This window comes from Nostoc sp. NZL (assembly GCF_015714705.1).
In the GTDB taxonomy this organism is placed as follows: Bacteria; Cyanobacteriota; Cyanobacteriia; order Cyanobacteriales; family Nostocaceae; genus Nostoc; species Nostoc foliaceum_A.
The window spans coordinates 49,886-63,235 of record NZ_WBKL01000153.1 but is presented as its reverse complement, the minus strand read 5'-3'; the positions used below and the strand labels follow the sequence as shown (position 1 = coordinate 63,235).

General features: G+C 42.2%; 9 protein-coding genes. 3 read left to right on the top strand and 6 right to left on the bottom strand.

Annotated features, from left to right (window positions below; translation table 11 throughout):
* Window positions 1–117 precede the first annotated feature (117 nt).
* Window positions 118–3,063, bottom strand: a complete 2,946-nt coding sequence (gene polA / locus F8R90_RS21775; RefSeq protein WP_196512417.1) for a DNA polymerase I — start codon at window positions 3,061–3,063, stop codon at window positions 118–120.
* A gap of 551 nt (window positions 3,064–3,614) precedes the next feature.
* Between polA and F8R90_RS21770 the strand changes: the two genes are divergently transcribed.
* Together F8R90_RS21770 and F8R90_RS21765 are read left to right on the top strand one after the other, a co-directional pair.
* Window positions 3,615–4,322 (top strand): choice-of-anchor E domain-containing protein, encoded by a 708-nt coding sequence (locus F8R90_RS21770; RefSeq protein ID WP_196512416.1) that lies wholly within the window; start codon window positions 3,615–3,617, stop codon window positions 4,320–4,322.
* Window positions 4,323–4,576: 254 nt separating this feature from the next.
* On the top strand, window positions 4,577–5,446 hold the full coding sequence (locus F8R90_RS21765) for a Cof-type HAD-IIB family hydrolase (RefSeq protein WP_196512415.1): 870 nt from the start codon (window positions 4,577–4,579) through the stop codon (window positions 5,444–5,446).
* Window positions 5,447–5,627: 181 nt separating this feature from the next.
* Here F8R90_RS21765 and F8R90_RS21760 read toward each other — a convergent pair whose 3' ends face one another.
* Entirely contained in the window at window positions 5,628–6,290 is a 663-nt protein-coding gene (locus F8R90_RS21760) for a DALR anticodon-binding domain-containing protein (RefSeq protein WP_331000692.1), read from the bottom strand.
* Between the two features lie 485 nt (window positions 6,291–6,775).
* Here F8R90_RS21760 and F8R90_RS21755 point away from each other — a divergent pair, with 485 nt between their 5' ends.
* Window positions 6,776–7,534, top strand: a complete 759-nt coding sequence (locus F8R90_RS21755) for a Crp/Fnr family transcriptional regulator (RefSeq protein WP_190899985.1) — start codon at window positions 6,776–6,778, stop codon at window positions 7,532–7,534.
* A gap of 54 nt (window positions 7,535–7,588) precedes the next feature.
* Here F8R90_RS21755 and F8R90_RS21750 read toward each other — a convergent pair whose 3' ends face one another.
* From F8R90_RS21750 to F8R90_RS21735, 4 genes are all read right to left on the bottom strand, one after another.
* Window positions 7,589–8,635 (bottom strand): PstS family phosphate ABC transporter substrate-binding protein, encoded by a 1,047-nt coding sequence (locus tag F8R90_RS21750; protein WP_196512413.1) that lies wholly within the window; start codon window positions 8,633–8,635, stop codon window positions 7,589–7,591.
* Window positions 8,636–8,940: 305 nt separating this feature from the next.
* Complete coding sequence (locus F8R90_RS21745) at window positions 8,941–10,341, bottom strand: ABC transporter substrate-binding protein (protein WP_196512412.1); 1,401 nt, start codon at window positions 10,339–10,341, stop codon at window positions 8,941–8,943.
* A 26-nt stretch (window positions 10,342–10,367) separates the two neighbouring features.
* Window positions 10,368–11,771: a serine/threonine-protein kinase gene (locus tag F8R90_RS21740; protein ID WP_196512411.1), complete on the bottom strand. Its 1,404-nt coding sequence runs from the start codon at window positions 11,769–11,771 to the stop codon at window positions 10,368–10,370.
* A 393-nt stretch (window positions 11,772–12,164) separates the two neighbouring features.
* Entirely contained in the window at window positions 12,165–13,178 is a 1,014-nt protein-coding gene (locus F8R90_RS21735) for a LysR family transcriptional regulator (RefSeq protein WP_190899990.1), read from the bottom strand.
* Between the last annotated feature and the right edge of the window lie 172 nt (window positions 13,179–13,350).

The following is a 13,350-nucleotide window of genomic DNA, read 5'->3' as shown; positions in this document are numbered from 1 at the left end:
CAAGAGTCGATACTTTTGACTCTTGATGATTTTGCCAACTTGATATATATCAGAGGATTAAATTTTCAACTAAACTGATTGACACTTTTCTAGCTAAAAGTCTTGTCACAGTTCAACTTACTTCGTCTCCATCCAATTATCACCGACACGCGCATCCACCAATAACGGCACACTCAACTGAGCTGCGTTTTCCATCACCGACTTAATTTGCGGTTGTAATTCTTCCCATTCATGAGGGGGAATTTCAAAAACTAATTCATCGTGAACTTGCAACAACAAACGCGCCTGATAGTTCTTCAAAACCTCATGCAATCTCACCATTGCAATTTTGATAATATCAGCATTGGAACCTTGAATTGGTGCATTAGCAGCAGAGCGTAGTAAACCTGCATCGTAAGCACCCAAATTTTTCAATTTACTCAGATCAATATCTTCTGGGTTACTGCCTTTTAATTTACGTAAACTGTTATTAGTAAAGTCAAAGTAACGACGACGACCGAAAATAGTTTCTACATAACCAAGAGCGATCGCTTCTTTTTTCACTCGTTCCAAATATGCAAATACTTTCGGATATCGTTCATTAAAACGCTTAATGAACTCGTTGGCAATGGTCTTATCTATCCCAGTTGAGCGCGAAAACCTTAGAGAACCCATTCCATAAATCACGCCAAAATTGATAGTTTTTGCCATCCCTCGTTCTTCTGAGGTTATATTTTCTTTTTCAAACACTAACCGCGCCGTAACAGTGTGAACATCTTCATTTTGCTGATATGCTTGCACTAATATTGGCTCTTGACTCAAATGAGCCAAAATCCGCAATTCAATTTGTGAGTAATCAGCAGCCACCATTAACCAGCCAGATTCTGGCAAAAATGCCTTACGAATTTGGCGACTAAAAGCTGTACGAATGGGGATATTTTGCAAATTTGGATTAGAAGAAGATAACCTACCAGTTGATGTTGCTGCTTGGTTAAAATCAGTATGCACCCGTTGGGTATCTGGACGCACTAATGCAGGCAATGCATCAACATAAGTAGACTTTAATTTAGATAAGGTGCGATACTCAATGATCGCTTCAACAAAACCAGATTTATCATCTTCTTGGAGTTTTTCCAGTGTTGCTGCGTCTGTAGAGAAACCCGTTTGAATTTTACGAGAATGTTTGGTGCTTAACCCCAATTTTTCAAATAAAATTTGGCTCAATTGTTTAGGAGAACCTAAGTTAAAATTTTCCCCAGCTATTTCAGTTGCTTGCTCTTTTAACCTAGCTAACTCCGTTTCTAAATGCTGTGAAAGTTCTTGTAAATAAGCTGAATTAATGCGGACACCCGTATATTCCATTTGGGCTAAAACTGCTTCTAGTGGCTGTTCCACTTCCACTAATAGCTTAGATAAAGTTGGAATTTGATCCAGTTCCTCACGCAATTTCGGGACTAAGCCAAAAGTAGAATAAGCATCCATACCGCAGTAATCTGCTACGGCGGGAATATCTATATCAGCGATGGTTTTGCCTTTAGGAACTAAATCTAAGTAACTTTTTGCTATCAATCCCAAATATCGCTGCGCTAAATCCATCAAATTATGACTTGAATCTGGATTTAGAATGTAACTTGCCAGCATGGGATCAAACACTACTCCCGCCAGATTAATTCCTTGACACTTTAAAACTAAGCGGTCAAATTTAGCATTCTGTAAAGCTTTGGGATAATCAGCACTTTCGAGAATTGGGCGTAATGTTTCTAGCGCCAAATCTTTATGCAAATTTTCCCCAGTTTTATGTCCCACAGGAATATAGGCTACTTCATCTGGTTCCGTTCCCCAACAGCAACCAATTCCTACTAACTCAGCGTCTCTTGGTTCTAAAGCTGTAGTTTCAGTGTCCCAAGCAACGGGTGTTTCTGGGTTGGTGAATTTTTGCAAAAGTTTCACTAACTCAGTTAATTTGGCTTCAGTGTTAATGATGCGTGGTGTAATTGGGGAAGTAGATTGTTGTGGAACTGCGGCTGTATCACTAGCACTGAAAAACCACAAATCATTATCTTCATCAGCGCTGAATTCTGAGTTAATAGAGTTGGAATTACTTGCGTCTATTTTGGCTTCTTGTTTGTCTTCAACTTTGCCACCAAAACGTTGCTGGAGGTCGTTGATTTTACCTAAAAAAGACTTGAATTCTAATTTTTCTAAAATTGGTGATAAGACGCTTGTATCAAAACCTTTTAATTTGCAATCTTCTAAATCAAATTCTATAGGAACATCTAAAACTATAGTTGCCAAATAGCGAGACTTCTCGGCATCTTCTTTACCCGTTGCCAGTTTTTTCTGAGTTGCGCCTTTAATTTCATCTAACGCAGCATAAACATGCTCAAGGGAACCATAGGTATTTAGCAGCTGCACTGCTGTCTTTTCCCCAATTCCCTTCACCCCAGGAATATTATCTGATTTATCACCACAAAGAGCTTTGAAATCAACAATTTGTGAAGGGAAAACCCCCATTTTTTCTTTGACTTGTTCGGCTTCAAATTCCGTAATGCTATTTGTAGAGCGCTTTAGGGCATCTGGGCTAAAATTCAGAACAGTGATTTCTTTGTCAGAGTCGATCAGTTGAAATAAATCGCGATCGCCAGTGAGAATCTTTACCCTATACCCAGCAGCAGTTACTCGCTGTGCTAAGGTTCCCAAAACATCATCTGCCTCGTAACCAGGAGCAGTGAAAATTGGTAGATTGAAGCCATTGAGCAACTCATGCAGGTTTGCTAAGTCGGGAATGAAGTCTTCTGGTGTTTCTTTGCGATCGGCTTTATAAGTATCGTCAGCTTCGTGGCGAAAAGTGGCCTCACCCAAATCAAAAGCGATCGCCATTGCTTGAGGCTGTTGTGTTGCCATTACCTCCAGCAGGCACTTAACAAAACCAAAACATATACTGGTAGGAATCCCCGTTTTAGTACGCAGTCCTCCATCTCGCCCTTTAGCGAAAGCAAAGTATGAACGATAAGCGAGGGAGTGTCCATCTACGAGGATGAACGTGGGGCGTGTTGCGGTTACAGAAGTCAAAGTTTCAGACATAGCCCTATTTTAGCCAGAAGCTTTGTCACATAGTTAGCAATTTCCGATGCTCGTTCAGCTTGCTTTGGCGAGAATAGCGCAGTTTTTGCGTACCCATTGCGATCGCATATAATTTTCGACAAACTGATGTCTACGCATTTGCAGCTTTAGTACGGAAGCCCAATAGAAACAACTTTTAGCAGGGATACCACCCTCATTAAGTACGTGAGTATCAACATAGTAACCAGATAGTAACCAGATTCCCGATTTTTCACCAGAAGTCTGGGATCTATATCCTGAGCGTTTTATGTTTAATTAGGTTGACCTAGCTTACTTCTCAGAAACAAACAAAAACTAGCTTAATATTTCGACATAAAATTACCACTATCAAAGCCTCTTTGCCTTAACAAAACTTTATATGTACCAATCAAAAAGTATATTTTCCGAAGGAACTTGGACATAAAAACTTTACATAAATTTACGTGAAATTATCAATCCTACAAGCAAAGTTTCAGAGTTAGAAATAACTTAGTAATCCTGTAATGATTCGTTTTAGAAAAGCATCTTCCATCATGACAACAAAACTATTGAACACTCTAGCTGCTGCTACAACTTTGGCAGGAATTGTTGCAACATCTGGAGTAGCTAATGCAGCTTCTCTCTCCTACAGTAGTTCCATTAATTACGATTTGACAGATATCATTGAAGCACCTCTGAGCGTCCAAAAGTTTGACTCATCTTTAGGCACACTTCAAGGTGTAACAATAGAATTTACTGGCGATATCCTTGGAAATGCAGGTTTTGAAAATAGGAGTCAAACTGCGAGCTTGGTGACATTAAATCTCACCAGTGAATTCAGCTTACAACTAAATAATCAGTCTCTATTTGCACTCAATCCAGAATATAGTTACAGTTACCAAACCGCTAAATATGATGGGATCACTGATTATAGTGGCACCTCTGGAAAGACTGTTTCTAACTTAACTGCCACACAATCTGCTACCCAATCTTCCACTAATACGCAATTCTTGCAGTCTTTCATTGGTAATGGCAACATAGACTTTTTATTCACAGCTATAGCTGAATCAGTAGTTACAGGATCGGGCAACATGAGATCCTATGTTGATACATACGCCAAAGCAGGTATCAAAGTAACTTATAACTACGATGATGTGAAATCAGTACCTGAACCCTCTGCCACTCTTGGAGTTGGTTTAATTGCTGGGCTTTGTCTGTTGTCACAACGCAAAAAAAGCTGGTTCAAGATGCCTAATTCATAGATTTTTTGAATAGGTAGGTTTTTCCCATCCCATCTATCAGGCAATCTATTTAATTTAAATGATAATGCCCGATTTTTTCGAGAATCGGGTTTTTTATTGCGCCTATTAGCCAGAATTTTAACAATTTAATTGTGTGACACAACATCCTCACAGTATGGAAATTTGGTTGACTAGAGAACCCAATTTTTTCTACTACTCCCCATTGGTAGCTAGAGCCTGTTAACCTCTTACTGGAACTTAAAATCTAGGAAATTATGCAGAAAGCATCTGCCACACATTTGGCATCTACTGATTATCAGGCTGCTGCAAAAGACATTAAACTACTAGTTTTGGATATAGATGGCACGATCGCTGGACACTCCAATACCATCAGCGCAGGTGTAAAGCAAGCTATTGTTGCGGCCCAAGCACGAGGAATTCAAGTGGCGATCGCTACAGGTAGAATGTATCGTTCAGCCTTGCGCTTTCACCAAGAAATCGGCTCTACCTTGCCATTAATGGCCTATCAGGGAGCCTGGATTCAAGATCCGATCACCCAAAAAGTTCATCGCCATTGGGCTGTTTCCAGGGAAATCGCCCACCAGCTACTCGACTATTTTGAACAGCCTGAGTTGCGAACGCTCCTATCTGTCCACTTCTACATCAATGATCAGCTATACGTCCGTGAGTTAACTAGAGAAACCAAAATTTATGCAGAACGTTCTGGGATTACCCCGATTCCTGTAGGTGATTTGCGCCAAGCCTTAACGAATGAACCGACAAAAATTCTTGCTTTATGTGATGACACAGATGTGATCGATCAGCTATTAGGCAATTTGCGTCGCCAATACACACCAGCTGAACTTTATCTCACAACATCTGTTGCTACCTTCTTTGAAGCAACTAACGCATCTGTGAATAAGGGAACTGCTGTACGTTACCTAGCCGAAGAATTGCTGGGATTACAGTTAGTCAATGTTATGGCTATTGGCGATAACTTCAATGATTTGGAAATGCTGGAGTATGTTGGACTCGGTGTAGCTATGGGCAACGCACCAGCAGGAGTGCAAGCGATCGCTCAGTGGGTAGCTCCTAGCGTAGAGGAAGACGGAGCAGCAGTAGCAATTGCAAAGTTTTTGCTGTAATGAGGGCACTTTTTCAAGCCTAAACCATATAAATCAGAAAGGACACCGACGACTGGCCGTGTTTCGTCTCGGTGCCCTAGCTGGTTCGCTCCTCACACACCTGCTAATGTAGCCGAGGTGATGCATTGAGTCAATAGCTATTATAAAAGTTTTTATTTTATACCTAAGCGACATTACCGATTTATAACTCTAAAGGCGCAAAAATACCCAAGTTTTCCTCTAGGACAAATCTTAATACTGACTGAGTAGCCATAAGCAATCCGAGTCTAGCTTGGGCTAGCTCTGGTGAGCTAATTTTCACCTCACCCCAAATCCGGCAATTAGACCAGAAGTTTTCAAAAGCTTGGCTCAAATTCAGCGCTACTTTTTCCCATTTCACAGAACCGCTAATATCAGCGCACTCTATGTTGTCTACCACTTGTACTAACTCGGCAATTAGATGACGCTCATCTGGGTGATTTAGCCGCAGTCTTCCGTCACAATTGAGCCAAGGTAAAGGGTTAGGAGAGATAACACTCCAAAAATCTGGACTAGTATTTGGAACTGGTTCTCTAAGTTTAATCAATCCTTCTCGGTGAGCCAGCAGCACTAGCGAACAGCAACGCGCATGGGCATACTGAACAGCAAACAAAGAATTGGACATTGGGTATCGCGCATTGGGCATCAATTGTCCCGCCTGCTTCCCATCTCGCTCTAGATTCCCCACTGCAAGACTTTGTAACCAAGTTGCTAACGTCGAGTGAGTCAATTCAAAATGTATCCACCCAGGGGGAACAATTTGGATGCTAAAAACGTCGCCACAAGTCCTCGATAAATCAGAGGCGATCGCACTGGCAAGCTCCATAGTTTTTCGATTCTGAGATTTTGACAGCCGCAGCGCCACACTTGAGATATATAAAATGCTACTTTCATCTCTATCTTTATATAGATGATTTTTTCCAACTTTTATGTATACTTTTTCTACAATATAAGTATTAGTGCTTAGTACCTTTATTAGGTAGCTATTTAATAGCTGTTTAATTGACGTATATTTGCTAACTAGTAATTTATAATGCACGTAATTTCATCGAAATAATCATGTAAAATATATTTGTTGATTTTCTGTCATCTATCTTGCGATATAAATTTAATTTAGATGAAGAAAAATGAGAAGAGGATAAAATTTGATGAATAATCGATGAATAGTAAGTAAACTTTACTACCATCATTGTACAGTAGGAAGTATAACAAAAGAGTAGAGAGTAATTTGCTTTCTATTCTTTGGATTGGCTGGCGCTGTTAGGCGTTAAGCCTGCCTCGCCAACACAAAGACACTCCTTGCACCTTTTTATGACGTCTTTGTCTTCAGCCGAACGCTCTTTGTTACCTATGCAATCTCCATCCTCCTTTTCTGAGGCATCACGGCCTTTTTTAACTTGGCAACGCATTCTTGACTGGGCTCAAGAACACTACCGCTGCCGTACCTTTAGCAAAGATGAGCGCATTCCAGCCCGGCCTGGATTGCTATATTTGGTGCAAAGGGGTGCGATCCGGATGGTAGGAACCGCCCAAGTTAGCGCGACTGCCAGCCAGCTAACGTCTCGACGAATTAACAGAACCCCAGAAGAAGCGTTCTTGGGTTTTGTGGGAGCGGGACAGCCATTTGAAATTGTTGCTCAGTCACCATTCACACTCCAGGCTTACGCCCATGTTGACCAAACTGCGGTGCTGTGGATGTACTGGCATGACTTAGACAACTGGCCTCACTTCCGTCGCGAAGTTATGGATGCCTTTAGGTATCAGCACCAGCGTAAGCTACTGTGGCTGAGTGCCTTGGGACAACGCCGCACAATTGACCGACTCTTAGGATTTCTCACATTGTTAATTGAGGAATATGGAGAGCCAGCAATGAGCGACACTGATCCTGATGTGATTCGCGGCTATTGTCTGCCCTTCCCCCTCACCCATGCCCAAATTGGGAGCGCGATTGGTTCGACCCGTGTCACCGTCACCCGCTTGATGGGTAAGCTACGTCAACGTGGCTTAATCCTCACCCAAGGGGATAATCTGATTTGCTTGCCAGCAGAGTCGATTAATAGAGCTGGTTAAAGCAAGGTTCAGAGCGGCGATTTCCGCCACTCTGCCTGAGTTTAATCGCAGGTGTCAGCGAATTTTGACAAACCCAGCTTGGGTAATCAGTTCCTGTCCCTGCTCAGTTAGCAGTAAGTTGGCGTAAGCGACACCTGCTTGCTGCTCAGTCTGGCCATTCTGTTTGACCACCACAAACAGATTGCGCGTAATCGGGTATTTTCCTGATTGGAAAGCCTCAATGTTCAATTTGTTTCGTTTACCAGGACATTCGGACGGGAGGACAGATGGTTCTTGGTAGGGAGCAATATATTGCCCTTGTGTGCGCCCCAACGGCAAGGGTTTGATTGAGCATTGAGGAATCACCTCTGGGGCAGAAGCGTAGTAGATGCTACCAGAACTACCAGCCAATTTTTGCAAGGCTTGGGTGGTTGTGGAGATAAATTCCACATTGGAACTGAAAGCTTGACCACCCAAGATGTCTTGAACAAAAAGTTCGACTGTACCGCCATCAGCAATACGGCGAGAATAGGGCTTAATTGGAATATTGGGGCCGCCCACCTGGCTCCAATTATTGATTTTGCCTGTATAAATTGACTTTAACTGCTCTACCGTTAGTCCTGGGATATTGAGATTAGGGTTAACTGCGACTGCCAAACCATCAATTGCCACAGGAATTTGTTTCAAACTGAACCCACGCTGCTGGGCACGGCTTAACTCCTGATCTAAAACTGGTCGGGAGGATTGAGCAAAGACTAGTTGACCGTCTATTAGTGACTGGATGCCAGTACCAGAACCAGGAGATGCACTGCTGGGTTCTACATAACGCAGTCGAAGTTCTGGCCGCGCCGCTTGAATTGCCGAATCAACTACCAGCCGAATTGGTGCCCAAGATGTACTGCCTCCGTAATTGAATAATCCTGTAGGAACTTCCTCTACTGAAGTGAAAGTATTGCCACTAGACTGTTTTGATGCGGTTTGGGGCGTTTTACTGTTACCAGAGTTGATTGTATTTAGATCAACACCAGACTTTTTAGTAAACCACCAAAAACCGCCAGCTATTAGCCCGGCCGTGATTAGGATGGATAAAACAAGAATAGTTGTTTCATTTTTTTGGGACATAGTAGAATTACCCGCGCGTCCATTCAATATAAGTGCTTGGCTTGATAGGTGCTTGCTACTTGAGATTGTATTGGGAGGACGGGTGTTTTGTTAACGAATACTGACAAATCCTCACTTCTGACTAGTTTAGAAGCCAAAGTATAATAAATTTTTCCTGGATTATTCGTCTTTTATCTCAAGGCTTGAGTGTTGGTAAGGATAAATAAGTTGCTATTTGACCTAAAATTCTCCCCATAAAGCTCAATTTCGCATTTTGAGGGTTTTTTTAGGTTAACTATTGGTTAATTTTTAGTCTTTATTGCTGATTATCGGACTGGTTGAAAGTCATAACCAGTGCGAGAGCGAGAACCAGGAACAATTTTTACAAGTTGGACTGGTGCATTGCGATCGCCTGATGCTAAAAACCGAATTGTACCAGAAGCACCACTGGCAGAAAAGTCAGAGGAGAAGAGTGCTTGTTGGACTCCAGAACGTGAAGGGTTACGTCCTAATGCCGCAATCAGAGCTACAGTGGCATCATAGCTGAGGGCGCTTCGCCAACTTACATCACCGCCCCATAACTGCCGTGATTTCTGAGGAAAATCTGACTTGCGATCGCTATCAATATGCCAGGGAACTGCCACTACCATCCCCGTAGCTTGCTCTCTGCCAATTTCTAAAGTTTTGACGGTGTAAACATCATCTCCGGCCAGCAGAGTTAACCGTTTCTGGTTAATCTGAACTACTTGCAGCGCTTTGTCCAAAGTTTCAGTGTTAGCTGCTAACATCAACACTTCTGCACCTTGCTTAGTTGCTTGTTCTACACTTTTAGCCGCACTAAAACCCACCTGAGACAAATCAAATTCGCTGGATACCTGTCCACCCTCTAGGGAAACAGATGAAACAAACTCCGACTTTAAGGACTGGCTATAGTTACTCTGAGAATTAAAGAAAACCACTGCATTTTTTTTCTGCAAGGTTTTCACCATGTAGTTGGCTAAAGTTCTAGCAGCCATAAAATCACTGGGAACCGTGCGAAAAACGTAGCGACTAAAGTTAGAAATTTTTACAGATGTACTGGTAGGGGAAATTGCTACAAGTTGTCCTGAAGTATAAATATTACCTGCTGCTAAAGTGGAATCGCTAGTATTAGGCCCAACTACACCTAATACTTCTGAATTACTAACTAGCTTAGAAGCGATTTGCTTGGCTATTTCTGGATTGTCTTCGTCGTTAGCTATCCCTACCCTCAACGGCACTCCCTTGACTCCTCCAGAGGTATTAATTTCACTTTGGGCTTGGGCGATACCACGTAAAATTTCTAAAGAAACATTGGGGTCAGTGCCGAATGGTACAGAAGCCACAATGGTGTAGCTCTTGGAAGAGGCGATGCGGGCATTGTTCAGAAAGATCAGCGCTTCTGGATCATTAGGGTTGAGTTTTAGGGCAGTAGTGAAATTAGCGATCGCTTTGTCGTAACTTTTAGCAGCGATCGCCTCTACGCCCTCTTTTTTTGCAGGAGAAACTGCACCTGGAGTCAAAGTTTTTTCCCCAAAACTAATCCGGTCTTGTAGGGATGGATTGCTGCCTGGTTCCGAACCTGGAATGATGTTATTACCAATTTTGATCCCAGAGCCATTAGTAAACCACCAAACTCCACCGCCAACTATGCCAACTGTCAGCAGCAGGGCCAAAGCTAAAATTGTGGTTTCATTCTTTTGTGACATGAACAAATTTGAATAAAGAAAAAATTTTAAAGTATCAGAGATAATAATTTATAAATAAGTCTAAATATAGCTGTCAGTGAAATAGCTACTAAGGCTGATGCAACTGATAAAATTACTACTTCCAGGATACTAAAATCACCCTGTAAAAAGGGGAGAAAAAAAATAATTGCAAAAGTAATTGCCGGAATAATTAATAAATCGAACTTTTCAATCCACCGCCTCGTTTGGGCAAATATCAGTATTCCTAAAATCACACACGCAACACTTAAAGTAACTATTTCTGATTTTACGAGACTGAAGAGAGCGATCGCTATCAATGCTCCTTCAAATCCACTAAATGCCGCCCCACCCAATAATTCCACTGTAGAAAACGCTAGTTGAGTTGGCGGACGGCGGGGAACAACGGGATTAGCACCTTTTGCCGGTTGTGGCGGAAGTGTTACAGAGGGCGAATTAAGTTGTGTAGGGGCTTGAACCGCCTGTAAGTTAAGTGCATCTAAAACCTCCTGGGCTGACTGGAAACGCTGATTAGCAGCAGGTAGCAACATTTTGTCTAATATATCAGCAAGGCGGGGGCTGACAGTCACTTGGGTTCGCCATTTCCACTGGTTGCTATAGGCATCAAATAGTTGAACTGCTTCCTGATTTGTCAATAAAGTAATAAGAGTTACAGCTAAGGCGTATAAGTCTGTAGATGGGAATACTTGACCTCCAGCCATCTGTTCAGGCGGTGCAAATCCCATAGAATAAATTCCTGTGGAAGAAGCAGCAGAACCAAGTGCAGCATTTGTTACTTGCTTAACTGCACCAAAATCTAGTAAAAAAAGTCTACCATCACGACGGCGCATGATGTTAGAGGGTTTAATATCTCTGTGGATAATTCCTCTATGATGGACAAACTTTAGCACCTTCAGGATTTCTTGCAGCACCTCCAACACTTGCTGTTCAGAAAATTTGCCTTGTTGAACTAATTCTTCTTCTAAGTTTTGCCCATCAATGTATTCTTGTACTAAGTAAAAAAACTGGTCTTGCTGTCCTGGTTGCAAGCTATTTACTATCACTGGAAAAAAGGCAAATAAGTCAGGTATTTGCTCGTGATCGTTACCCAGTTGTGCTAAAACTTCTGCCTCTCTCTCAAACATCAACTGTGCTTGTTGCAGTTGATTTAAGGTTAAATTTCCCGATGGTTGAAACTGCTTCACTACGCATTGACGCATTCCTGGTATTCGGCGATCGCGTGCCAAAAAGGCTGCTCCAAATCCCCCTCTTCCCAGCAACTTCATGGGGACATATCGACCATCTAGCAGCAATGGCATACCACAGGTCGTACAGTACTTTTGCTGCGTTGTTTTCAGCGTCGTAATATCATCTAAATCGGCAAAATAGTTTTGTGGGCGTGGACAACGTGGACGAGTACAATAAACTTCCATTTTCGTGATTAGTCATTAGTCAAAATAATTCGTAATTGATAATACTCACTATTTGCGTAGCGTCTCGTAGATAAGACGAGAAGCAAGCTACGTAATTCGTAATTCATAATTCATTCAGCTTACATAGAAACTAAATTTCTTTATCAAGAACAGGAAACTTTTTTACTGATATCAAATCCTTAGCTTGCCTACGACAAGCTACGTGAAAAGCTATGAGATAATAATTACGAATTACGTTAGTGCAGCGATAGCGAGTCCGCGTACTCTGTAAGAGTTGCAAGCTACGCTTTTAGCGTCTCGTAGAGAGCGTCATTACGAATGGTCATTGGTCATTTACAAAAAATATAGGACAAATGACATAGACACCCTAAGGGTAGGACTAATGAGCAAATTTTAGTCTTCGCCGGAAGAGGTGGATGTCGCTATATCCAATGTAGTTACCACTATGCTTTTTTGTGCCAATGTTAACACATCTTGACTCCATCCAGGATTAGCAAACTGGGGCAAAATTTCCCGACTAAAAGCTTCTGCGGCCTTGGATCTATAGCGATTAGGATTAAAAATCAGCCACAGTGTCCGTTTGACGACGACGCCTTCAATAGGGGTACGGTGCAGAACACCCATTTGTAACTCTTTAGCGATCGCGCTAGTTGAAACAAAGGCAGCCCCCAAACCAGATTGCACAGCATTTTTAATTGCTTCAATGGAATTCAATTCCATCTCAACCTTAAAACGTCTGGTATCAATTTCACAGCGTGCTAGTACTTGGTCAATTACTTTGCGGATAGTTGATTGGGAATCTAGGGCAATGAATTGTAATTTGTATAAGTCTTCTTTTTGGATTTTTTCAAGTTTGGTAAAGGGATGAAAGACAGGTAAAATCAGCGCTAGTTCGTCTTCCGCGTAAGAAAGAACTTCCAAGGATTCTGATAGTTCACCGGGAATTTCACCGCCGATAATTGCCAGATCAACTTGTCCGTTAGCCACACTCCAAGCAGTCCGCCGCGTAGAGTGGACATGTAATTGCACTGCCACATCGGGATATTTTTGTCGGAACATGCCGATCATTCTGGGCAAAAGATAAGTGCCGGTGGTTTGAGAAGCACCGACAATCAAAGTCCCTCCTTGGAGATTTTGTAAATCCTCAATCGCGCGGCAGGTTTCCTGACACAGGCTGAGGATTTTTTCACCGTAACTTAAGAGTAGATGCCCTGCTTCGGTTAATTGGGCGCGTCGTCCTCCACGGTCGAATAGGGGGACATCTAGCTGCCGTTCGAGATTTTGCACTTGCAAGCTGACGGCAGGTTGTGAGACGTAAAGACTATCAGCGGCACGCTTGAAGCTTCCTTCTTGTGCGATCGCTTTTAAAATACGTAACTGATCTAAAGTGAAAGGAAGGTCAGACATAAGGCTCAACCCACAAACTTTGAAAGGAGCGGATGCACACAACAAATAAAGTTTGGCAGCAATCAGCCGCGCATGATTTGTTGCATATTAAACTTAAAGGCTTGACTCGAAAAGGACAGTAGCACAACATCTTGACTAAAGTCTCCTTTGGAATACTTTGTGGTATTGGTTG